This is a genomic window from Acidovorax sp. M2(2025) (genome assembly GCF_049330835.1).
Taxonomy (GTDB): domain Bacteria; phylum Pseudomonadota; class Gammaproteobacteria; order Burkholderiales; family Burkholderiaceae_C; genus Acidovorax.
Genome location: NZ_CP186262.1, coordinates 3,728,306 through 3,752,392, shown reverse-complemented (window position 1 = coordinate 3,752,392; position 24,087 = coordinate 3,728,306). Strand labels below are relative to the sequence as shown.

Sequence of the window (24,087 nt, the reverse complement as noted above, 5' to 3'; positions counted from 1 at the left end):
TATTTGCGTTTGTTCTTCTTTTTTTTGGCTCCAGCGCTTGGAGATGTGGCGCTGGATGCTTCATTTTTTATAGCATCTGCAGGGCCGCTCGACGGATTGGGGTGGCGACATTCGGCAAAGCCGGCTGTGTTCTTGCGGCCTCCGCTTCAGTCTCCGCGCCGCTCACGCAGGCCCACGGCGCCCAGCAGCGCGCTCAGCAGGATCAGGCCCAGATGTCCCAGGGTGGGTACGGCGGTGACGGAGCCACCTCCGCCGGGGCCTGCCGCCACCGTGATGCACGGCGAGAACTCTGAACTTTCTTGGGTTCCGAAGCTGTCTGCGTAGTCCCGCGACGCGGTCATGGTGACGCGGCTGCCCGCCGGTACGGCGGGCATGGCGGTGGTTCCGGTGTAGGTGCCGCCACCATCCGTGGTTATTTCCGCGGCACCTAAGTAGGTCTCACCTTCACCGAAGTTGCTCGCGTCGCAGGCGGTGTTGGCAAAAAACTCCATGCGATAGGACGCACTGCTTGCCCCCGCGAATTCAAAGTTCACCAGGGTCCCCGCAGCGTTGCCTGTGGCGCCAAGGATCAGCGGGTACCTTGGGCTGGCGTTCACCGTGGTGGGGGCGGCGGCCATCGGCCCGCCGCCCACACCGGTGGCCGTGTCGATCAACTCAATGCCCAGGCCGCCGTTGCTGTGGATGTTGTTGCCTGCCCACTGGTGGTAGCGCAGATCGGGCGCAGCGGCAGCGTTGCGTTCCACACGGATGCCGTCACCACCCCAGTAAGCGATGAGGTTGCCCTCTGCAGGGTCGGAGCCTCCCACCTTGACGCGCTGAGGGCTGGCTGTGCCAGCGTTGATGATGTAGACGCCGTGTTGGCTGCCCGGCGCAGTGATGGCGGCGCCGTTGGTGCCTACGCCAATGCGGTTGCTTTGCAGAAGGCTGTAGCTGGTGGCGCCCGAATCGCCCGTGATGAAGACGCCCAGATTGCTGGCTCCAACAATGTTGCTATCGACCGTGGTGGTGCTGGAATGGAGGCTGACGCCGACAGCCGTGGCGCGTCGGCTGTCGCCCGCTCTGTTGGTGCCGATGTAGTTGTTGCGAATCTGGTTCTGGGGGGCGTTGAAAAGGGCAACCCCGGTCTGGGTGCCATGGGCAACGATGAGATTGCGCTCTGCAGGCGAGTCGCCGCCGACCATCGCATTGCGGGCCAGGTCATTGATGAAGATGCCGCTGCCTGCGTTGGCAAGCAGACCATTGGCATCATCGCCCATGCCTGTTCCATCGGTGCCAATGAAATTGCCCGCCACGGATACTTCGATGAGATTGTTGGCCAAGCCCTGGCCGGAGATGATGACGCCATGCGATCCAAAACGCGTGATGGCCAGGCCGCGCAACACCGAGCTGGAGGCACCGCCCAAAAAGACCAGCCCGGGAATGTTGGGCCCCGCGTTCTGACCATCGATACGGATATCGATGAAGGCGTTATGGCCCACGGCCAGCGTGTTGGGGCTGCCTGCGCCCAGGGCGTACCCGTCGATGGTTACCGGGTTGACGATGGCAGGTAGTGCCGAGAATGGCGAAATCGTGACCGGCGCACCGCTGAAATCGAACTGAATGGTGTCGGCGTCCACATTGGCATTGGCGGCTTCGATCGCGGCACGCAGCGTGCAGGGGTTGGGTACGCCGGTGCACATGGCGCCGCCCAGGGGGGCATCGCCAGAATCATTGACCACAAAAGTGGCTGCCCAGGAGGCGCTGGACAGCAGCAGCCCGGCGAGGGCCATGACAAGGGGGCGTAGCGGTGCTGGGGAGAACGACGGGTTGTGCGGCATGGTGGCTGTTTGAAGTTTTTGGTGTTTTTGGGCTCTGGCGCTTATGGGTAATGCGCTAGGGATCCTCTTCACGAATCGTCGCGCCGTGTACATCTGCGGTCTCGGGTGATCTGCTGCGCAAGCAAAGCCTCGCAATAGCTGCGGCTATTGCTGCGTTTTGCGCCTTGCGGCCCCTCCCGAATCACAGCGCACACTTTCCGCTCGAATCGTGCTGAGCATCCCTGGCAGCTCCATTTTTGATAGCAAATGGCGGCTTTGCCGCGAATGCGGCGCGCAGAGTGCCCTCCGGCTGTGATTCTTGGGAAAGCCCCCGCTGTTGTCTTGACGCTGGGCGCCATCGCCTTGACCCCACGCGACCTCCGGGTTCTGCGACACTGCCGGCCAAGAGGAACGAGGAGGTGTCGTACATGGAAGGACCCCCACTGCCCAAACCCTCCGGCGAAGAGGCCGCGCCCCGGGCGTCGTTGCGCCTGGACGCCTTGCCCGGCGACAGCGCGTTGCAGAGCATGCGCGAGTACCTGGCCGGGGTGATGCGGGTGGACCTGGCGCCGCTGCACGCGCAGCAGCCGCTGACCTACCGGGCTTCACTGCGCAGCGTGGAGGGCGCGCGCTGGGGCAGCTCCTGGGCCGCCCCGGTGCGCACCACGCGCACGGCCGCGCTGTGCCGGGACGGGCAGGATGACCTCATCCTGGTCACCTCCACGGCGCCCATGACCATCGAGCTGCCGGGCCGGGAGGCGCTGCGCATCCGGCCTGGCGATGCGGCGCTCGTCTCGCAGGCCCTGCCGCAGTCGCTGGTGCTGGAGCAGCCCGGCCACTCATGGGTGCTGCGGGTGCCCCACCGCGACATGGCGTCCATGGTTGCGCGCCTGGGCAGCGCCCCGGCGCTGGCGCTGCGCCAGGGTACGCCGATGCTGGACCTGCTGGTGCGCTTTGGCCGCCTGCTCGAGGCCGAGCCGCTGCACGGCGATGCCGCCCAGCAACTGGCCGCGCGCCAGTTGCAGGAGATGCTGGCCGTGGTGGTCGGGCAGTCCCCGGATTTTGCGGCGTGGGCCGAGCAGCACAGCCTGGCGGCCGCGCGCATGCAGGCGGTGCAGGCCGACATTGCGGCCCACCTGGACTCGGCCTCGCTCAGCCTGGAATGGCTGGCCGCGCGCCAGGGCATTTCGGCGCGCCATCTGCAGCGCCTGCTGGCCGCGCAGGGCACCCGCTACCAGGACGCCGTGCGCCAGGCGCGCCTGCACGCAGCGCGCTCCATGCTGCTGGCACCACGCAACGCGGCGCTGAGCATCTCGGCCATTGCGCATGCATGCGGGTTTTCGGAAGCCTCGGCATTAAGCCGGGCCTTCCGCCAGCAGTTCGGAACCACCCCGGCCCAGGCGCGCCTCGACGCGGGTGTGGCGGTCGAGGCCGGTGCCGGGGCGGCACGGCGCGGGTCTCGCCCAGGCTGACGCCGGGTGCGGGGTCGGCAGGCTTGACCTGGCTCAAGCCGTCGCCCGTCGGTTGTGCCATGCTGGAGGGCATGCCTGCTATTCCTTCCGTTCCCCTGGGCCTGCTGGCCCACCCCACGCGCTTTCTGTTTTTCACCGGCAAGGGCGGGGTGGGAAAGACCTCGCTGTCCACTGCCTGCGCCATTGCCCTGGCCGACGCGGGGCGCCAGGTGCTGCTGGTCAGCACCGATGCGGCGTCCAACCTCGATGAAATGCTGGGCGTGCCCCTGTCCAACCAGCCGGTGGCGGTGCCGGGCGTGCCCGGGCTGCAGTTGCTCAACATCGACCCCGACAACGCCGCGCAGGCCTACCGCCAGCGGGTGCTGGACCAGATGGCGCCCACGGCCACGGCCCAGGAGCGGGCCACTGTGCAGGAGCAGCTGTCGGGTGCCTGCACCACCGAGATTGCTGCGTTTGACGAGTTTGCCGCCCTGCTGGCCGGTGCCGGGCCTGCGGGCGGCCGGGCCTTCGATCACGTGGTGTTCGACACCGCGCCCACCGGCCACACCCTGCGGCTGCTGAGCCTGCCCAAGGCCTGGACCGGCTTTCTGGCGGGCAACGACCGGGGCGCCTCCTGCCTGGGGCCGCACTCGGGGCTCAAGATGCAGGAGGCGCGTTTCAATGCCGCCCTGGCCGCGCTCAGCGACCCGGACCAGACCACGGTGGTCCTGGTCACGCGGCCCGATCCGGGCCCGGTGATGGAAGCGGCCCGCACGGCGCAGGAGCTGCGGCTGCTGGGCCTGGCCCACCAGCGCCTGGTCGTCAACGGCGTGTTCCACGCCCAGCAGCCCGGCCGCGACGCCGTGGCCGACGCGGTCGAGGCCCTGGGCCGCGATGCGCTGGGGCACCTGCCCGATGCCCTGGCGCAGCTGCCGCGCGACGAGGTGCCGCTGCGCGCCTTCGACACCGTGGGCCTGCCGGCGCTGCGCGCGCTGCTGGGCGTGGCGGCGGACGGCCCCGTGCCCGCGCCGCCGCCGCAGGCCGCCGGCGCCACCCTGCAGGCGGAGCCCCTGGCCGCCCTGGCGGACGCGCTGGCCGCCCAGGGGCGCGGCCTGGTCATGGTGATGGGCAAGGGCGGCGTGGGCAAGACCACCATTGCCGCCGCGCTGGCCGTGGGCCTGGTGCAGCGGGGGCACAGCGTGCACCTCACCACCACCGACCCCGCGGCCCATGTGCAAGGCCAACTGGACGGCAGCCTGCCGGGGCTGAAGGTGGGGCGCATCGACCCGCGGGCCGAGACGCAGGCCTACATCGACAAGATCATGGCCACGCGCGGCAAGGGGCTGGACGACGCGGGCCGCGCGCTGCTGCTGGAGGACCTGCAGTCGCCCTGCACCGAAGAAGTGGCCGTGTTCCATGCCTTCAGCCGCGTGGTGAACGAGGCGCGCAGCGCCTTCGTGGTGCTGGACACCGCGCCCACCGGCCACAGCCTGCTGCTGATGGACGCCACCGGCGCCTACCACCGGCAGATGACGCAGCAGTACGAAGGCAGCGCGAATGCTAAACACATCATCACGCCGCTGATGCGCCTGCAGGACGCTAGCATGACGCACGTGGTCCTCGTCACGCTGCCCGAGGTCACGCCCGTGAGCCAGGCCGCCGCGCTGCAGGAGGACCTGCGCCGCGCCGGCATCGAGCCCTGGGCCTGGGTGCTCAACAAGAGCATGGCCGCCACCGGAACGCGCGACCCCTTGCTGCAGGCCCGCCTGGCGGGAGAACGCCAGCAGGCGGCGCGCATTGCCGGCGGGCTGGCGCAGCGCACCTATGTGCTGCCCTGGCTGATCCGGCCGCCGGTAGGGGTGGAGGCCCTGGCGCAGCTGGTCACCGCGGCGCCCGCCGGCGAGGCCGGAGCGCCCGGCTGATGGCTATGAATTGAAGAGCTACCAGCACTTGCTGGTAAAGGTCTACAGCCCCAAATGGCCTGATTAGCGACCTACCTCAGACGCGTTCTCTTCCCCACCCGTTCGGGCTGAGCCTGTCGAAGCCTTGCACGCGCGCTGCAAGCCCTGGCTTCGACGGGTTGAGCCCGAACGGATGGAGTGGTATCTGAGACAAGTAACTAATCAGGAAAAAATGGCTGGAAACTGCGCCCGGAATCACCGGGCCAGTTCTTCGCGCACGGCCGCCATCTGCCGGCGCGAGACGGCCAGCAGTTCGGTGGAGCCCTGCAGCCGCACGGCCCAGCCTTCGCCCTCTTCGGGGTCGTAGTGCTTTTCCAGCGCACGCACTGCGCGGCGCGCCACCAGGGCGTTGCGGTGGATGCGCAGGAAGCGCGGCGCGTACTTGGCCTCCAGCTCGCTCAGCGCGCCGTCCATGACGTAGCTGCGCGTGGTGGTGCGCACCGTCACGTACTTCTGCTCGGCCTTGAAGTACAGCACTTCAGCCAGCGGCACACGCTCGGTGCGGCCGCGGTCCTGGATCAGCAGGGTTTCGCCCTCGGGCATGCCGGGCGGCGGCGCGGGCAGGGTGGCGCGGGTGCTGTTGCGCTGCACCTTGGTCAGCGCCTGCTGCAGCCGCTCGCGCCGCACCGGCTTGGTAAGGTAGTCCACCGCGTCCAGCTCGAATGCGCTTACCGCGTGGTCGGCGTGGGCCGTCACGAACACCACGGCGGGCGGGTGCGGCAGGGTCTGCAGCGTGTGCGCCAGCGACAGCCCGTCCTGGCCGGGCATGTGGATGTCCAGCAGCACCAGGTCGAACGCGCGGCCCCCGGTGGGGCCCAGCTGCGCCAGCGTCTCGGTGGCGCTGGCCGCCTCGGCCACCAGCATGCGCTGGCCGGGCTGGGCTTGCGCGCAGTCCGCCAGCAGGGTGCGCAGGCGGCTGCGGGCCAGCGTCTCGTCGTCAACGATCAGGATGTTCATGGGGCGTCCGTGAAACGGTGGTGTTTGTCGTCGTGTGCGGGGCTGGCGGCGCCGCCGGCGTCGCCCGCCATGCGGCGCGGCGCACCGGCGCCGCGGCCACCCCGGCGGGCAGAGGCCAGGGAGCGCCGGCTACGGCCGCGCACCCCGGCATCGGGGGCGGGCAGGGTGATGCGCACCTGGTACAGCCCGTCCTGGACGCCCGCGGTGAACTCGCCCTGCACATCGTGCAGCAGCGCCAGGCGGGCGCGTACGTTGGCCAGGGCAATGCCGTGGCCGCGCGCAGGTTCGTCGCCCGCGCCGCCGCGGCCCTCCTTGGGCGGCAGGGTGTTGGTGATGCGCACCACCACCCGGCTGCCGCGCAGCTCGGTCAGCACGCGCAGGCGTCCGCCGCGCGCGCTGGGCTCCACGCCGTGCTTCACGGCGTTTTCCACCAGGGGTTGCAGCAGCAGCGGGGGCAGCCGGGCGCCGTCGGTGCGCGGGTCCAGGCTCCACTGCACCTGCAGGCGCGGGCCGAACCGCACCTGCTCGATGCCCAGGTAGCGCCGGGCCAGCGTGATCTCCTCGGCCAGCGTGGTCGACTCCCCTTGCTCGACCAGCGCAACGCGGAACAGGTCCGACAGGTCTTCCAGCAGCGACTCGGCCTTGGCGGGCTCCTCGCGCACCAGTGCAATGGCGCTGTTGAGCGTGTTGAACAGGAAGTGCGGGCGGATGCGCGACTGCAGCTCCGTGAGCCGCGCCGTGGTGGCCGCGGGCGTGCGGCCGCGCGCGCGCAGCACCAGCGCCGACACCAGCATGGCCGCCAGCAGCGCCCCCGTGGCCGCGCTGGCCAGCCACGGTGGCGCGGCGGTGCGCGGCACCACCAGCGTCAGCATGCCGCAGGCATACGCCCCGGCCAGCGCACCCAGCAGCACGCCGGCGGCATATTGCTGCACGGTGCTCAGCCGCTGCAGCACGGTCTTGAGGCTGCAGGCCGTGATCAGCCACACCAGTGTGGCCGGCAGTGCGCCGCCCGTCAGCAGGGCCAACGTGGCCAGCCATTCGGCCGGCGAGGCCGCGCCGTACATGGCGCCCACGCCCATCACCGTCTCGACAAACAGCACCGCGCGCAGCACCACGCCCACCTGGCAGGCATCGAACACCAACGCCCGCCGCGGAGGCGGCAAGCCGCGCCGTGCAGGGGCCCTGGGCAGGGCCGAATCGGACGGCAGGGGCGGGGTCGATAAAATTTGCGTGTCTTGCATTGCGGCATCCGGGCAGTCCGGGTGTCTGAACCACCGGATTATTGCCCTCCCATGTCCAAAGCCCAAGCCACCGGCGCTGCGCCGTCCGCGCCATCCCACAACCAGCTCGACACCAAGGCCCAGGCCTGGTCGGCCCTGTTCTCCGAGCCGATGAGCGACCTGGTCAAGCGCTACACCTCCAGCGTGTTCTTCGACAAGCGCCTGTGGCAGGCCGACATCGCGGGCAGCCTGGCCCACGCCGAGATGCTGGCCGCCCAGGGCGTGATCAGCGCCGAAGACCACGCCTCCATCCAGAAGGGCATGGCGCAGATCACGTCCGAAATCGAGTCCGGCGCCTTTGAATGGAAGCTGGACCTGGAAGACGTGCACCTGAACATCGAGGCGCGCCTGACCCAGCTGGTGGGCGACGCCGGCAAGCGCCTGCACACCGGCCGCAGCCGCAACGACCAGGTGGCTACCGACGTGCGCCTGTGGCTGCGCGGCGAGATCGACCTGATCGGCGACCTGCTCAAGGAGCTGCAGGTGTCGCTGGTCGACGTGGCCGAGCAGAACGTGGAGGTGATCCTGCCCGGCTTCACCCACCTGCAGGTGGCCCAGCCGGTGAGCTTTGCGCACCACATGCTGGCCTATGTGGAAATGTTCAAGCGCGACGCCGAGCGCATGCAGGACGTGCGCCGCCGCACCAACGTGCTGCCGCTGGGCAGCGCCGCGCTGGCCGGCACCACCTACCCGCTGGACCGCGAGCGCGTCGCCAAGACCTTGGGCATGGAGGGCGTCTGCCAGAACAGCCTGGACGCCGTGAGCGACCGCGACTTCGCCATCGAGTTCACCGCCGCCGCCAGCCTGTGCATGGTGCACGTGAGCCGCCTCAGCGAAGAACTCATCCTCTGGATGAGCCAGAACTTCGGCTTCATCAAGATCGCCGACCGCTTCACCACCGGCAGTTCGATCATGCCGCAGAAGAAGAACCCCGACGTGCCCGAACTGGCGCGCGGCAAGACCGGCCGCGTGGTGGGCCACCTGATGGGCCTGATCACGCTGATGAAGGGCCAGCCCCTGGCCTACAACAAGGACAACCAGGAAGACAAGGAGCCGCTGTTCGACACCGTGGACACGCTCAAGGACACGCTGCGCATCTTTGCCGAGATGGTGGGCGGCCAGCTGAACCCCGCCACGGGCAAGAAGGAAGGCGGCATCACCGTCAACCCGCAGGCCATGGAGCAGGCCGCGCTCAAGGGCTACGCCACCGCCACCGACCTGGCCGACTACCTGGTGAAGAAGGGCCTGCCCTTCCGCGATGCGCACGAAACCGTGGCCCACGCCGTGAAGGCCGCCACCACGCATGCGTGCGACCTGTCGGAGCTGCCGCTGGCGGTGCTGCAGGGCTTCCATCCGCAGATCGACAAGGACGTGTACGAAGTGCTGAGCCTGCGCGGCTCGCTCAACGCCCGCAACACGCTGGGGGGCACGGCGCCTGCGCAGGTGAAAGCCCAGCTGGAACGCCACCGCGCGCGCCTGGCCTGAGCCGCGCCGCGCAGCCCCCACCCATCCTTATTCCGGAGCCTGAACATGTCTAACTCCCTGCACCGCCGCAGCCTGTTGTCCCGCGCTGTGCGCACCGCCGCCGCGCTGGCGGCCACGCTCACCCTGGGCCTGGCCTCGGCCCAGTCCGACAAGCCCATCCGCCTGCTGGTGGGCTTCCCGCCCGGCGGCGGGTCGGACGCGATTGCCCGCCTGCTGTCGGAAAAGCTCAAGGACGCGCTGGGCATGCCCGTGGTGGTGGAAAACCGCCCCGGCGCCGGCGGCCAGATCGCGGCGCAGACCCTCAAGGCCGCCCCGGCCGACGGGCACACGCTGTTCCTGTCGCACGACCACACCATCTCCATCCTGCCGCAGGTCATCAAGAACCCCGGCTTTGACCCCGTGCACGACTTCGTGCCCGTGGGTGGTTTTGCCACGTTCGTGAACGCCTTCGCGGTCTCGGGCGGCAATCCGGCCAAGTCGTTCAACGACTACGTTGCCTGGGTCAAGGCCCAAGGCCACGGCAAGGGCGCGGTGGGCATTCCCGCGCCCGCGTCCACGCCGGAGTTCCTGGTGAAGCTGGTGGGCCAGAAGTACCAGCTGGACCTGGTGGCCGCACCCTACCGCGGCAGCGCCCCCATGATGGCCGACATGCTGGGCAACCAGATTGCGGCGGGTGTGGGCTCCATTCCCGATTTCATCGAGAACCACAAGGCCGGCAAGGTGCGCGTGGTGGCCGTGCTGGGCACCAAGCGCCAGGCCGCCATGCCTGACGTGCCCACGTTCGACGAGCTGGGGCTCAAGGGCTTTGAGGACCTGCCGTACTACGGCATCTACGCACCCGCTGGAACGCCGGCGAAATTCATCGCCGACTTCTCGACCGCCCTGGCCAAGGTGGTGGAGCAGCCCGAGGTGAAGGGTCCGCTCACGGCCATGGGCCTCACCGTGGGCTACATGACGCCCCAGCAGCTGGCGGCGCGCCAGCAGGCCTACACGGCAGCCTGGACGCGGATCATCCAGAACACCGGGTTTGTAGCGCAGTAGGCGCGCCCTCCGCGTCCGCCCGGTCGGAGCGGGCAGCGATTCGCCCCAAGACCTTGCCGCGCCGGGAGCACCCACGCGGCAAGGTCTTTTTTTGTGCTTCGCCCTAGGGATGCTCTGCACAAATCATCGCGCCGTGTGCCTCTGCGGTCTCGGGCGGTCTGCTGCGTTGCAAAGCCTCGCAATAGCTGCGGCTATTGCTGCGTTTTGCGCCTTGCAGCCCATCCCGATCCGCAGTGCACACTTTCCGCTCGATTCGTGCAGAACATCCCTGGGCCCGCGCGCCGGTTGCGCGGCCGGGGTCTCAGAGCATGGATTCGCGCTGCTGCTCCGCGCGCGAGGCGCCGATGGCGGACTCCACGTTCTTCACCTCCTCGGGCGGCGGCAGCACCGCGGGCATGCCCAGCGCCTCGATGGCCAGCTCGCGGCACCAGCCCTTGGTGTGGTAGAGGTGGTGGTCCTCGTCCTTCTCCACGGCCTGGTGTGCGGCCTTCAGCGCCTGGCCCACGTCGCCGGTGGCCGCCTGGGCCACCTTGCCCAGCAGCTCCCAGTTGGCGTGGTCCTTCGTCTCGGCGTGCACCACGCACTCGCAGGCCACCAGCTGCGCGGCCTGCGGGTTGCCGCCCTGGCGCGCCAGCTCGATCGCCTTTACGAGCGACTCGCCGATGTGCCGGACCACCCGGCGGGTGGGCGACTGCTGTTCGGGGTCCAGGCCCAGCGCGTCGCACAGGCTGCGCACAACGTTCTGGTGGGTGAGCGTTTCCTCCAGGTACTCCTCCCATTCCTTTTTCAGGTCGGGGTTCACGGCGCAGGCCAGCGCAGCGCGGTACACCTGCTCGCCGCCCAGTTCGGTTTCCATCATCTGCAGCACCAGGTCGTCCAGCTGGTGGCTGTCGTATTGCACTTTGGGCATGGGTTCTCCTAAGGTGGGGTGGGAAGGGAGGACACCGGCGGCCGGGGGTGGGCCGGCGTGTGCGGGCTCGCAACCCGCATCGTTGGGCAGCCACGCCGCCTCACGGGTAGGACGCCGCCCCCTGTGGGCGTCATCGGCAGGCGGGATAGGCCTGCGCCGCAGGGTGAGGGGCTACGAGTTGTTACTTCCGGGCGCCGGGCGGGCTGCGGGTGCTGCGGCCCAGATCGGCTACCCTCGCAGGCGCGTTGGACGGAGGGATAGCAACATGGGTTTCTTTTTCAGAGGGTGGGCTGTGGCGGCGGGGGCCATGGTGTCGCTGGGCGCGCACGCCTTGCAGGTCACCAGTTTTTCGCCCCAGGGCGAGGTGGCGCGGGTGCGCCAGGTGGTGGCCAAGTTCGATGCTGCTGCCGTCAACTTCGGCGACCCCAAGGCGCCCGCGCCCTTCACGCTCAGCTGCAGCGACGCCAATGCCACCAAGGGCACGGGCCGCTGGACGGGCGAGCGCGAGTGGGTGTTCGACTTCGAGCGCGACCTGCCCCCGGGAGTGCGCTGCACGGCCGCCGCAAAGCCGGGGTTCAAATCGGCCTCTGGCGCAGAGTTGACGGGCGCTAAAGGCTATCAATTCAATAGCGGCGGGCCGTTTGTGCAGTCGGTGTACCCCAATTCCTACGAGCCCATCGACGAAGAGCAGTTCTTCGTGCTGCAGCTCAGCGGCCCTGCCACCCTGGCCAGCGTGCAGGCCTATGTGTGGTGCACGTCCGATGGCGTGGGGGAGCGGATTCCGGTCCGCATGGTGGAAGGCGCGCAGCGCACGGACATCCTCAAGACCCTGGGCCTGGACAAGAGCGCCGTGCGCGAGCCCCTGCAGTACGCCACGCTGGCCTGCAACCGGCGCCTGACCCCGGGCGTGCGCATGCAGCTGGTGTTCGGCCAGGGCGTGGCCACGCCCAGCGGCATTGCCAACGCAGTGGAAAAGCGGTTTGAGTTCCGGGTGCGCGAGGCGTTTGCGGCCGAGTTCACCTGCGAGCGCGAGAACGCGCAGGCCGCGTGCCTGCCCATCCGGCCCATGCAGCTGTCGTTCAACGCGCCCGTGCCGCGCAAGCTGGCCGAGGCCATCCGCCTCAAGTCCGGCAAGGAAACCCTCAAGCCCCAGGCCGGCGAGACGGGCGAGGGCCAGCAGGGCGACGCGCTGGTGAACAGCGTGCAGTTCGCCGCGCCGCTGCCCGAGAACACCGCGTTCACGATCGAGCTGCCCAAGGATTTCAAGGACGCCTCCGGCCGCGCGCTGCGCAATGCCGACAACTTTCCGCTGAAGGTGGCCACCGGGGGCCTGCCGCCCCTGGCCAAGTTCGCGGCAGCGCCGTTCGGCATCGTCGAACGCTTTGCCGAAGGCCCCGCGGCCGACAAGCCGCCGGCCCTGCTGCCCGTGACGCTGCGCAACGTGGAGGCCGAGCTGCGCGTGCAGGGCCTGCAGGCGGGCGCCGACACCAGCAAGGCGCCCCCGGGCAAGGTCAGCACGCTCAAGCCCCGCACCGACGCCGAGATCATTGCCTGGTTCAGGAAGGTCCACCGCTACGACAGCTACCTGGTGGATCGCAAGCAGGCCCGCCAGGACGTGGCCGGCCCGCTGCCCAAGGTTCTGGCGGATGAGGACAAGGGCTCCGTGCAGTCGCGCATGGTGTCGCTGCTGGCGGGCAAGAGCGGCGTGAAGACGCTGGACCTGCCCAAGCCCGCCAGCAACGACCCCCGCCCGTTCGAGGTGGTGGGCATTCCGCTGGCGCCGGGCTTCCATGTGGTGGAGATCGCCTCGCAGAAGCTGGGCGCCTCGCTGCTGGACGAGCGCCATGGCGCCGCTCGCACCATGTACGTGCGCACCTCCGCCCTGGTCACCAACCTGGGCGTGCACTTCAAGCTGGGCCGCGAGAACGCGCTGGCCTGGGTGACCACGCTGGGCAAGGGCCAGCCCGTGCAGGGCGCCACGGTGCGCGTGTCGGACTGCCGCGGCAACGAACTGGCCAACGCCGTCACCGATGCCCAGGGCATTGCCCGCATCGAAGGGCTGTCGTCCGACCCCAGCAACTGCAGCGACGGGGGCTACTACGGCGAAGGCAGCAATGCCTACTTCGTGAGCGCTCGCCACAGCGGCTCCGATGGCGTGGAGGACATGGCCTTCACCTGGAGCGACTGGCAGCGCGGCATCGAACCCTGGCGTTTCAACGTGCCCACGAGCAGCGACCCGCAGCCTGACGAGCGCGCCCACACCCTCTTTGACCGCACGCTGTTCCGCGCGGGCGAAACGGTGTCCATGAAGCACCTGGTGCGCACCGAAACCCGCCAGGGCTTCGGGCTGCCGCAGTCCCTGCCGGACACCCTGGTCATCACCCACGTGGGCAGCGGCCAGCAGTTCACGCAGCCGCTGGCCTGGCGCGGCACGGCCACGGGCGGGCAGAGCGCGCAGAGCAGCTTCGCCATTCCGCCCGCCGCCAAGCTGGGCGTGTACCAGGTGGAGCTGCACAGCGACGGCGAGCGCGGCCGCAGCTTCAGCTCGGGCACGTTCCGGGTAGAGGAGTTCCGCCTGCCGGTCCTGGAAGGGCGCATTGCCCCGGCGGACAAGAAGGCCCTGGTGCGCGTGCGCTCGGTGCCGACCGGCGTGCAGATCAACTACGTGGCCGGCGGCGGCGCCGCCAACCTGCCGGTGCGCGTGTCGGCCCTGGTGCGCGGCAAGACTCTGCAGTTCAGCGACTACGACAGCTTCAGCTTCAACCCGCCCCGCAAGGGCGACCAGGGCAATGCCAGCAGCGACGACGAGGAGTCCACGGCCAGCCAGGACGCCCGCGTGATCGCCGACAAGCTGCCGCTGACGCTGGACCGCAACGGTGCGGGCAAGGTCACCATCGACAACGTGCCCCAGTCGCGCCAGCCGCAGGAGCTGCTGCTGGAAGCCACCTATGCCGACCCCAATGGCGAGGTGCAGACGATTCGCAGCACGCAAAACCTGTGGCCTGCCGGGGTGGTGGCGGGCATCAAGACCGAGGGCTGGGTGTCCGCCCGCCAGAAGATCCGCTTCCAGGCGCTGGCGCTGCGCCACGACGGCAAGCCGGCGGCCGACACCTCGCTGCAGGTGCAGGCCGTGGCGCGCATCACCACAACCACGCGCAAGCGCATGGTGGGCGGCTTCTACAGCTACGACAACCAGACCGAGACCAAGGACCTGGGCACCGTGTGCACAGGCAAGAGCGATGCGCGCGGGCTGCTGCTGTGCGAATCCAAGCTGGACGAGGCGGGCGAGGTGGAACTGGTGGTCACCGCCACCGACAAGGACGGCAACACCAGCGTGGCCGCGTCGTCCGTGTGGGTCACGCGCCAGGGCGAGCTGTGGTTCGGCGGCGAGGACCACGACCGCATCGACCTGCTGCCCGAGAAGAAAAGCTACCAGCCCGGCGAGGTAGCCAAGTTCCAGGTGCGCATGCCGTTCCGCTTTGCCACCGCCCTGGTGGCGGTGGAGCGCGAGGGCATCATCGACACGCAGGTGGTGCAGCTCAACGGGCAGGACCCCACGGTGAGCCTGAAGGTGCAGCCCGACTGGGGGCCCAACGTGTACGTGAGCGTGCTGGCCCTGCGCGGCCGCCTGCGCGAGGTGCCGTGGTACAGCTTCTTCACCTGGGGCTTCAAGTCGCCGCGCGAATGGTGGACGTCCTTCTGGTACGAGGGCCGCGAGTACCAGGCGCCCACGGCGCTGGTCGATTTGTCCAAGCCCGCGTTTCGCCTGGGCCTGGCCGAGATCCGCGTGGGCACCCAGGCCCACCAGATCGACGTGAAGGTGGCCGCCGACAAGGAAAGCTACCCCGTGCGCGGCAAGGCGCAGGTCACCATCACGGCCCTGCTGCCGGGCGGCAAGCCCGCGGCCAACGCCGAGGTGGCCGTGGCTGCCGTGGACCAGGCGCTGCTGGAGCTGATGCCCAACACCAGCTGGAACCTGCTCGAAGCCATGCTGCAGCGGCGCAGCTGGGGTGTGGGCACCTCCACCGCGCAGATGGAGATCATCGGCCGCCGCCACTACGGCAAGAAGGCCGTGCCAGCGGGTGGCGGTGGCGGGCGGGCGCAAACGCGCGAGCTGCTCGACACGCTGCTGCTGTGGGAGCCGGCGGTCAAGCTCGACGCCAACGGCCAGGCCAAGGTGACGGTGCCGCTGAACGACGCACTCACCACCTTCAAGATCGTGGCCGTGGCCGATGCGTCCACGGGCCTGTTCGGCACCGGCAGCACCAGCATCCGTAGCACGCAGGACCTGCAGATCATCAGCGGCCTGCCGCCCCTGGTGCGCGAGGACGACCAGTTCCGCGCCCAGCTCACGCTGCGCAACACCACCAAGGCGGCGATGAAGGTCGAGGTGGCGCCGCGTGCCACCCTGCTGGAGCTGAAACCCCAGACCGTGGACATCCCCGCAGGCGAATCGCGCGAGGTGGCCTGGAACGTCACCGCGCCCACCCAACTGGCGCAGACCCGCGCCCAGGCCATCCTGTGGGAGATCGAGGCCAAGGACACCGCCAGCGGCGCGCGCGATGCGCTCAAGGCGAGCCAGAAGCTGATCCCGGCCGTGCCGCTCACGGTGCAGCAGGCCACGCTGGTGCAGGTGGACGGCAGCTTCAGCCTGGACGTGAACCCGCCGGCGGACGCCATTCCGGGCCGCGGCGGCCTCAAGATGTCGCTGCAGCCCAAGCTGGCCGAAGGCCTGCCCGGCGTGCGCGACTGGTGGGCGAACTACCCCTTTGCCTGCCTGGAGCAGAAGACCAGCAAGGCCGTGGGCCTGCGCGACGGCGCGCTGTGGCAGACCGTGGTGGCGCAGCTGCCCACCTACCTGGACAGCGACGGCCTGGCCAACTACTTCCCGCCACGGGACGGCGACGCCAACCGGGGCAGCGACACGCTCACGGCCTACGTGCTGGCGGCTACGCACGAGGCGGCCAGCATCAACCCCGCATTCGCCCTGCCCGACGAGGCCCGCGCGCCCATGGAGCGCGGCCTGATCGCGTTTGTGGAAGGCCGCATCCAGCGCGACTTCTGGAGCCCGCGCAAGGACCTGGATATGCGCAAGCTCGCCGCCCTGGAGGCGCTGTCGCGCTATGGCAAGGCCCAGGGCCGCATGGTCAGCAGCATCACCATTGCGCCCAACCAGTGGCCCACGCACGCGGTGATCGACTGGGTGAACATCTTGAAGCGCGTGGCCGACGTGCCCGAGCGCGACAAGCGCCTGGCCGAGGCCATGCAAATCCTGCGCGCGCGCCTGTCGTTCCAGGGCACCAAGCTCATCTTCAGCACCGAGCAGGACGACTACTGGTGGTGGCTGATGCAGAACGGCGACGTGAACACCGCGCGCCTGATGCTGGCCGTGATGGACGACCCGGCCTGGAAGGACGACATGGGCCGCCTGGCCAACGGCTTCATCGGCCGCCAGCAGGCCGGTGCCTGGCACACCACCACCGCCAACCTGTGGGGCGCCCTGGCGCTGGAGAAATTCAGCGCCAAGTTCGAGGCCACGCCGGTGGCCGGCACCACCAAGGCCACGATGTCGGGCAACACCGCGAGCGTGGACTGGAGCAAGGTGGAGCGGGTGAAGGCCAGCGACACCGCCGGCGCCCCGCACCAGACCACCTGGTTCGGCACCCCGGCAGCGCCTGGCAACCTGAAGAACAACGGCATGTTCCTGCCCTGGGGCAAGTCGGGCGGCAAGGAGAACCTGGCCGTCACACAGCAGGGCACGGGCAAGCCCTGGCTCACGCTGCAGTCGGTGGCGGCAGTGCAGCTGAAGGCGCCGTTTGCGGCGGGCTATCGCCTGACCAAGACGGTGACCCCGGTGGAACAGGCCAACAAGTCGCTGCCCGCCGGGCAGTACACCCGCGGCGACGTGCTGCGCGTGAAGCTGGAGGTGAATGCCAGCGCCGACATGACCTGGGTGGCCATCACCGACCCGATCCCGGGCGGCGCCACCATCCTGGGCAGCGGCCTGGGGCGCGACTCCGCCATCGCCACGCAGGGCGAGAAGCCCGCGGGCGGCGCCGGTTGGCCTGCGTTCGAGGAGCGCAGCTTCGAGTCCTTCCGCAGCTACTACCAGTTCCTGCCCAAGGGCACGATCACCGTGGAATACACGGTGCGGCTGAACAATGCGGGCGACTTTGCGCTGCCCCCGAGCCGCGTGGAGGCCATGTATGCGCCCGAGATGTTCGGCGAGACGCCGAACCCACGGGTGAAGGTGGAGGCCCCGGCGCGCTAGCCGCGCGCGCTGCGCGAGCCCGGCGATCCTTGTGAACTGCCCGCCCATTCCCGTGATGTCCTGCAGGCAGCCCCCCGCGCCAGGCCCCGCAGCGCGGGCCGGGCGTGCAATGTGCCGCAGCCGCGGCGCCGCGGTGAACCGACCGCGCGCCGCGCACTCTCATGCACCATGAGCCTGAGCGTTTTTGTGGAACTGCGGTTCTGGGTGCTGGTGGTGTTTTCGCTGGTCTTGCCGGCGGCCATCTACGCGGTGCTGCTGGCGTCGCGGTCCATTTCGCGCGCGGCGGTGCTGGGCTTTGGCGTGGCGCTGGTGCTGATCGCGGGCGTGGACGGGTACCTGCTGCAGTCGCTGGCCAACCTGGCCAAGATCTCGCCGTCGCTGGCGGATGACGCGGTGTTCCTTTCCGAGCTGTCCATCGGCCTGTACGTGCTGCCCCTGGTGTGCGGAGGCATCGGCGTGAACCTGATCTCGCACGTGCTGTTGCGCCACCTGGGCGAGGCCGAAGCCCGGTTTGAAAAGGAGCACCCCGGTGGCGGATGACCGGCCGCCGTGCGAGGCCCGTGGGGCCTGCAGCGGGCGGAGCCAGGGCAGGGCCTGGGCTACTCTCTTTTTGATAGCTGCTTGCGCCCTGCCAGCGCGCGCCATACCGGCTTTTGATGAGGTCCGCCAGGACTTCCGCCCGTCCGAGACCCAGATCCTCTCGCGCGAAGGCGAGGTGCTGCAGCGCCTGCGCACCGACACCTCCGTGCGGCGCGGGCAGTGGGTGCCGCTGGCCGACGTGTCGCCCGCGCTGCGCACGGCGCTGGTGCTGAGCGAGGACAAGCGCTTTTACGAGCACAGCGGCGTGGACTGGCGTGCCGCGTCGGCCGCTGCCTGGGGCAACCTGTGGAACCAGCGCACGCGCGGTGCCAGCACGCTCACCATGCAGCTGGCGGGCCTGCTCGACGGCGACTGGCGCCAGGGCCCCGGCGGGCGCACCGTGGTGCAAAAGATCGGCCAGACGGTGGCCGCGCAGGTGCTGGACCGGCGCTGGCGCAAGGACCAGATCCTGGAGGCCTACCTGAACCTGGTGCCGTTCCGTGGCGAGCTGGTGGGCATCGACGCCCTGAGCCGCACCCTGTTCGGCAAGGCCGCCCACGGGCTGGACGATCGCGAGGCGGCGGTGGCGGCAGCCCTGGTGCGTGCGCCCAATGCCCGCCCGGCGCTGGTGGCGCAGCGGGCCTGCGGCGTGCTGCGCGAGATGGCGGCGGCCACGGCCGCGCCCCGGGGCGCGGCGCGTCCGGGCGGGGCGGCGGCACCTTCCGCCGCCGCACGCTCGGGCGTGGACTGCGACGCCATGGACCTGTTCACCACCGCGGCGCTGCAGCGCCGGGCGTTTGACGCCAGCGAAGGCGTGGCCCCGCACTTTGCGCGCTACCTGCTGCACCAGCGCTTTGGCCTGGGTGTGCCGGTGCCCGAGCGGGTGGCCACCACGCTGCGCGCGCCGCTGCAGCGCTTTGCAGTGCAGAGCCTGCAGCAGCACCTGCGCGAGCTGCGCGGGCGCAACGTGGAAGACGGCGCCGTGCTGGTGCTGGACAACGCCACCGGCGCCGTGCTGGCCTGGGTGGGCTCGTCCGGCCAGCTCAGCCAGGCCGGCGAGGTGGACGGCGTGCTCGCGCTGCGCCAGCCGGGCTCCACGCTCAAGCCTTTCCTGTATGGGCAGGCGATTGCCGAGCGCCGCCTCACGGCCGCATCGCTGGTGGAGGATTCGCCGGCGCAGATCACCACCGCCGGCGGCCTGTACATCCCGCAGAACTACGACCGGCAGTTCAAGGGCTGGGTGTCGGTGCGCACTGCGCTGGCGGCGTCGCTCAACGTGCCGGCCGTGCGCACGCTGGTCATGGTCACGCCCGATGCGTTCCACCGCCAGCTGGGCGCGGTGGGCCTGCCGCTGCGCGAGAGCGGGGACTACTTCGGCTACAGCCTGGCCCTGGGCAGCCCCGAGGTGCCGCTTTTGCACCTGACCAATGCTTACCGAACGCTCGCCAACGGCGGGCGGGCGAGCCCCGTGGCCCTGGCCGGCACGCCGCAGCCGCCGCGCTTCACGCAGGGCCTGGACGCCAGGGCGGCGTACATCGTGGGCGACATCCTGGCGGACGGCAATGCGCGCGCGCGCACGTTCGGCACCGACAGCGTGCTGGCCACGCGGTTCTGGTCGGCCGTCAAGACAGGCACCAGCAAGGACATGCGCGACAACTGGGCCGTGGGCTGGTCCGGGCGCTACACCGTGGGCGTGTGGGTGGGCAACGCCAGCGGCGCGGCCATGCACGACGTGAGCGGCACCAGCGGCGCCGCGCCCGTCTGGGCGGCCGTGATGGGCTTCCTGCATGCGCGCGAGCCCAGCCGTGCGCCGCGGCCGCCGCAGGGCCTGGTGCAGGCGGCCGTGCGGTTCGGCCCCTCCGCCAGCGGCCCGGCAGGCGCGGGCGCGGCGATGCCGCTGGAGGCGGCGCGGCAGGAGTGGTTCCTGGCAGGCACGCAGCAGCCCCTGTTTGCGGTGGATTCGTTTGCTACTGATTCCATAGCTGCCAGCGCTTTGCAGAAGGGCGCTGGGGGCAAAAAAGACCCGCGTTCTCCACGCCCGGCCCCGCGCTCCGCTCCCGCCGGGGAGGCCGCAGAGCCCGTAGCAGCGCGCATCACGGCGCCCGCAGCCGGCACCATCGTGGCGCTGGACCCGGACATTCCCCCCGCCCGCCAGCGCCTGCACTTCAAAGCCACGGGTGACGGCGTGGTCTGGCGCATGGATGGCAAGCTCCTGGGCCGCGGGGCCCATGTGGCCTGGCTGCCCTGGCCCGGCCGGCACCGCGTGGAGCTGACCGACGCCCGGGGCCGCGTGCTGGACGAGATCCGGCTGGAAGTGCGTGGCGCGGGCGCCACCGGGCCCGCGCCGTCGTCGTCGCGGTAGGCCGCCCGCCCTTTCGGGGCCCTCTGTCGGCGCCCCCCGCCTCCCCGCCCAAGGGGGTTGGGGGGCGCTCCCTAGGCCTGGCCAGCACAGTCTGGCGCCTGCGGCATTAAAATCGTTACAAGATATTTCAATTTTGCCCGTGCGCCAATTTTTCTCCCACCGCCTGTTCTGGCTGGCCTTGCTGGTCTCCCTGGGCATTGGCGCCCTGTTTGCCCGCTCGATCTGGACCATTCGCAACGACGAGTGGAACTACGCGGCGCAGTCCAATACCCAGCTGGTGCGCTCCCTGGACCAGGGGCTGGGCTGGATGCTGGACACGCTGGACAAATCGCTGGAGGGGGTGGCGCGCGAGGTCGGCCGGCCCGAAGTCTGGGGCCTGCCTCCCGAATTGCGGGCGCGGGTGGTGTTCGACAACTCCTTCCAGGCGCGCGGGGCGGGCGACGTGCTCGTCCTGGACAGCCAGGGCGACGTGGTCCTGGACTCCGGCGCGATGGAGCCGCGCAAGCTGAACCTGGGCGACCGGGACTATTTCGTGGCGTTCCAGTCGGGCGGCCACCAGGGGCTGTTCGTTGGCCAGCCCGTGCCCTCTCGGGCGACCGGCCTCAACATCCTGCCGCTGGCGCGGGGCTACTACCACCCGGACGGCTCTTTTGCGGGCGTGGTGGTGGCGGCCATCCGGCTGAGCTACTTCAACGAAATCTTCGGGGCGCTGGACCTGGGGCCCTACAACGGCATCAACCTGCTGCGCAGCGACGGCGTGGTGATCAGCCGGTTCCCCTATGGCGATCTGGACGTGGGGCGCAGCCTGGCGGACTCGCCCAACATACGCCGCTTCCAGCAGGAAGGCTCCGGCATGTTCGTCGCCAACGCCGCCGTCGACGGCGTGGAGCGGCTGTACACCTTCCGGCACGTGGGCAACTACCCGCTCATCCTCAACGTGTCGCAGTCCACGGACAGCATCCTGGCCCGCTGGTACCGCAGCGCCTGGGGGCTGGGCGGGTTTGCGCTGCTGCTCATGATCAGCTGCGTGGGGCTGGCGGCGCTGTTCGTGCGCGAGCTGACCTTGCGCCAGCAGGTCTCGGCCCGCCTGCGCGAGGCCGAGCACAACACGCGCACCATCCTGGACAACATGCCCTCCATGATCGGCTACTGGGACGACGGGCTGCGCAACCGCTTCGCCAACAAGGCGTATTTCGAGTGGTTCGGCGTGCAGGCCGAGAAGATGCCCGGCATGCACCTGAGCGACCTGCTGGGCGCCGACCTGTTTGCCCACAACAAGCCCTTTCTGGACCGCGCGCTGCAAGGCGAGCCCCAGGTCTTCGAATGCACCTTTTCCGACGTCCACGGCGTGGCGCGCCATGCCATGGCGTCGTACCTGCCGGACCCGGACGAAACCGGCAAGGTCCGGGGCGTGTTCGTGCAGGTGACGGACATCTCGGAGCGCAAGCGGCTGGAGGACGAGCAGTTCAACGAAAAGGAGCGCATGCGCCTGACGCTGCAATCCATCGGCGACGCGGTGGTCAGCGCCGACGCGCGTGGGCGGGTCACCTACCTGAACCCCGTGGCCGAGCGGCTGACGGGCTGGCAGGCGTTCGACGCCGCCGGCCACGACGTGGACGAGGTCGTGCACCTGCGCAGCCCCGACGACGCGGCCCGCCACATCAGCCCGTTGCGCCAGACCATGGAGCAGGGCGAGGCCGTGGAAGCGGTGCGCGGCGTGGTCGTGCACCGCACCAGCGGGCAGCGGTTCCTGGTGGAGGAGACCTCCAGCCCCATCAACGACCGCCACGGCGCGGTGACCGGCGCCGTGGCCGTGCTGCGCGACGTGACCGAATCGGTGGCCATGGCCGAGCGCATGGCGCACCTGGCGCAGTACGACGCGCTGACCGACCTGCCCAACCGCGTGCTGCTGCAGGACCGCGCGCAGCTGGCGATCGCGCAGGCCCGCCGCGACGGCAAAAGCCTGGCCGTCATGTACCTGGACCTGGACGGCTTCAAGGCCGTCAACGATAGCCTGGGGCATGACGTGGGCGATCAGCTGCTGGCCCAGTTCGCCCAGCGCCTGAAGGCCGCCGTGCGCGCCACCGACACGGTGTGCCGCCAGGGCGGCGACGAGTTCGTGGTGCTGCTGCCAGGACTGGACGGGGCCGTGCCCGCCTGCAACGTGGCCCGCAAGATCCTTGCGGCCTGCGATGCGCCGTTCGAGCTGGCGGGCGAGTGGGTGCGCGTGGGGCTGAGCGGCGGCATCGCCCTCTACCCCGAGCACGGCGACACGCTGGACGCCCTCTCGCGCCACGCTGACAGCGCCATGTACGCCGCCAAGCACAGCGGGCGCCGGCGCTTCATGCTGTATGCGGGGGAGGGGGTGGAGCCGGTTCCGGTGCTGCCGGATGCGGCCACGGAGCCCGGTGTCGAGGTTGCTATATAAAGAATAGCTGCTCGCGCTTGCTGCGTAAGCGCTGGAGGCATTTTTTCCTGATTGGCGACCTACCTCAGACGCTTTCTCTTCCCCACCCGTTCGGGCTGAGCCTGTCGAAGCCTTGCACGCGCTCTGCTAGCCCTGGCTTCGACGGGCTCAGCCCGAACGGATGGAGTGGTATCTGAGGCAAGTAACTAATCAGGCATTTTTTATTCAGATCCACCGGCGGATGCATCCGCTGCCTGTGTCTGCGTGGAAGTGCGCCGCCCCGGGGGCTGGAAATTTGTTGCAGGCCTGCAAAATTTTTTTGATGGCCGGCGCCCGCGCTTGCCCCTACCATGCAGCGCTGTTGTTCTTTGTGATCCCCCGAGCCTGGAGCCTGCGCGTGCCCGACCTTTCCAAAATCACCTGCATTGAAGACCTGCGTGTCATTGCCAAGCGGCGCGTGCCGCGCATGTTCTACGACTACGCCGATTCGGGCTCGTACACCGAGGGGACCTACCGCGCCAACACGCAGGACTTCCAGTCCATCAAGCTGCGCCAGCGCGTGGCCGTGAACATGGAAGGCCGCAGCACCCGCACCACCCTGGTGGGCCAGGAAGTGGCCATGCCCGTGGCCATTGCGCCCACGGGGCTCACCGGCATGCAGCATGCCGACGGCGAAATCCTGGGCGCGCGGGCGGCCAAGGCCTTCGGCATCCCGTTCACCCTCTCCACCATGAGCATCTGCTCCCTGGAGGACGTGGCCGAGCACACCGGCCGCCACCCGTTCTGGTTCCAGCTGTACGTGATGCGCGACCGCGACTTCATCGAACGCCTGATCGACCGCGCCAAGGCCGCCAACTGCTCGGCCCTGCAGCTCACGCTGGACCTGCAGATCCTGGGGCAGCGGCACAAGGACATCAAGAACGGCCTGTCCACCCCGCCCAAGCCCACGCTGGCCAACCTCATCAACCTGGCCACCAAGCCCCACTGGTGCCTGGGCATGCTCGGCACGAAGCGCCGCACCTTCGGCAACATCGTGGGCCACGCCAAGGGCGTGGGCGACCTGTCGTCGCTGTCGTCGTGGACGGCCGAGCAGTTCGACCCGCAGCTCAACTGGGGCGACGTGGAGTGGATCAAGAAGCGCTGGGGCGGCAAGCTGATCTTGAAGGGCATCATGGACGCCGAGGACGCGCGGCTGGCCGTGAACAGCGGTGCGGACGCCCTCATCGTCAGCAACCACGGCGGGCGCCAGCTGGACGGCGCGCCATCCTCCATTGCCGCGCTGCCCGCCATTGCCGAGGCGGTGGGCCGGGATATCGAGGTCTGGATGGACGGCGGCATCCGCAGCGGTCAGGACGTGCTCAAGGCCCGCGCCCTGGGGGCGCGCGGCACCCTCATCGGCCGCAGCTTCCTCTACGGCCTGGGCGCCTTCGGCGAGGCGGGCGTGGCCCGCGCGCTGCAGATCATCCAGAAAGAGCTGGACATCACCATGGCCTTCTGCGGCCACACCCACATCGACAACGTGGACCGGTCCATCCTCCTGCCCGGCACCTACCCGACCTGATCCTGATCGGCCGGATCGCCTGACCG

At 69.6% G+C, this 24,087-nt stretch carries 13 protein-coding genes; 9 read left to right on the top strand and 4 right to left on the bottom strand.

Annotated elements, in window-relative coordinates:
- Positions 1–146: 146 nt before the first annotated feature.
- Positions 147–1,817 (bottom strand): IPTL-CTERM sorting domain-containing protein, encoded by a 1,671-nt coding sequence (locus tag ACOYR3_RS17295; RefSeq protein ID WP_422843553.1) that lies wholly within the window; start codon positions 1,815–1,817, stop codon positions 147–149.
- Between the two features lie 407 nt (positions 1,818–2,224).
- Here ACOYR3_RS17295 and ACOYR3_RS17290 point away from each other — a divergent pair, with 407 nt between their 5' ends.
- Together ACOYR3_RS17290 and arsA are read left to right on the top strand one after the other, a co-directional pair.
- Positions 2,225–3,268, top strand: a complete 1,044-nt coding sequence (locus tag ACOYR3_RS17290; RefSeq protein WP_422843552.1) for an AraC family transcriptional regulator — start codon at positions 2,225–2,227, stop codon at positions 3,266–3,268.
- Between the two features lie 71 nt (positions 3,269–3,339).
- A complete protein-coding gene (gene arsA, locus ACOYR3_RS17285) occupies positions 3,340–5,169 on the top strand; it encodes an arsenical pump-driving ATPase (protein WP_422843551.1) in 1,830 nt (609 codons plus the stop codon).
- 234 nt (positions 5,170–5,403) lie between these two features.
- Here the strand turns inward: arsA and ACOYR3_RS17280 are convergent, their stop codons facing one another.
- Both ACOYR3_RS17280 and ACOYR3_RS17275 read right to left on the bottom strand, forming a co-directional pair.
- Positions 5,404–6,165 (bottom strand): LytR/AlgR family response regulator transcription factor, encoded by a 762-nt coding sequence (locus ACOYR3_RS17280; RefSeq protein WP_422843550.1) that lies wholly within the window; start codon positions 6,163–6,165, stop codon positions 5,404–5,406.
- Complete coding sequence (locus tag ACOYR3_RS17275; RefSeq protein WP_422843549.1) at positions 6,162–7,406, bottom strand: sensor histidine kinase; 1,245 nt, start codon at positions 7,404–7,406, stop codon at positions 6,162–6,164. The genes ACOYR3_RS17280 and ACOYR3_RS17275 overlap by 4 nt, the downstream gene beginning before the upstream one ends.
- Before the next feature lie 51 nt (positions 7,407–7,457).
- Here ACOYR3_RS17275 and argH point away from each other — a divergent pair, with 51 nt between their 5' ends.
- Positions 7,458–8,930 carry an argininosuccinate lyase gene (gene argH / locus ACOYR3_RS17270; RefSeq protein WP_422843548.1) on the top strand — a complete coding sequence of 491 codons (1,473 nt, stop codon included), beginning with the start codon at positions 7,458–7,460 and terminating at the stop codon, positions 8,928–8,930.
- Between the two features lie 45 nt (positions 8,931–8,975).
- Positions 8,976–9,971, top strand: coding sequence for a Bug family tripartite tricarboxylate transporter substrate binding protein (locus ACOYR3_RS17265; protein WP_422843547.1), 996 nt, complete (start codon positions 8,976–8,978; stop codon positions 9,969–9,971).
- Between the two features lie 301 nt (positions 9,972–10,272).
- On the opposite strand, the gene ACOYR3_RS17260 is transcribed toward ACOYR3_RS17265, so the two are convergent.
- Positions 10,273–10,881 carry a hypothetical protein gene (locus ACOYR3_RS17260; protein ID WP_422843546.1) on the bottom strand — a complete coding sequence of 203 codons (609 nt, stop codon included), beginning with the start codon at positions 10,879–10,881 and terminating at the stop codon, positions 10,273–10,275.
- Between the two features lie 265 nt (positions 10,882–11,146).
- Here ACOYR3_RS17260 and ACOYR3_RS17255 point away from each other — a divergent pair, with 265 nt between their 5' ends.
- The 5 genes from ACOYR3_RS17255 to ACOYR3_RS17235 all read left to right on the top strand — a co-directional run bounded on the left by ACOYR3_RS17255 (position 11,147) and on the right by ACOYR3_RS17235 (position 24,061).
- A complete protein-coding gene (locus ACOYR3_RS17255; protein ID WP_422843545.1) occupies positions 11,147–17,152 on the top strand; it encodes an alpha-2-macroglobulin family protein in 6,006 nt (2,001 codons plus the stop codon).
- 168 nt (positions 17,153–17,320) lie between these two features.
- The gene (locus ACOYR3_RS17250) at positions 17,321–17,692 is read left to right on the top strand and encodes a hypothetical protein (protein WP_422843544.1); all 372 of its coding nucleotides are present in this window, start codon (positions 17,321–17,323) and stop codon (positions 17,690–17,692) included.
- 70 nt (positions 17,693–17,762) lie between these two features.
- Positions 17,763–20,093 (top strand): penicillin-binding protein 1C, encoded by a 2,331-nt coding sequence (pbpC, locus tag ACOYR3_RS17245; protein WP_422843543.1) that lies wholly within the window; start codon positions 17,763–17,765, stop codon positions 20,091–20,093.
- 139 nt (positions 20,094–20,232) lie between these two features.
- Positions 20,233–22,521 carry a diguanylate cyclase domain-containing protein gene (locus tag ACOYR3_RS17240; RefSeq protein ID WP_422843542.1) on the top strand — a complete coding sequence of 763 codons (2,289 nt, stop codon included), beginning with the start codon at positions 20,233–20,235 and terminating at the stop codon, positions 22,519–22,521.
- Between the two features lie 376 nt (positions 22,522–22,897).
- A complete protein-coding gene (locus ACOYR3_RS17235) occupies positions 22,898–24,061 on the top strand; it encodes an alpha-hydroxy acid oxidase (RefSeq protein ID WP_422843541.1) in 1,164 nt (387 codons plus the stop codon).
- The last annotated feature ends 26 nt before the right edge of the window (positions 24,062–24,087 follow it).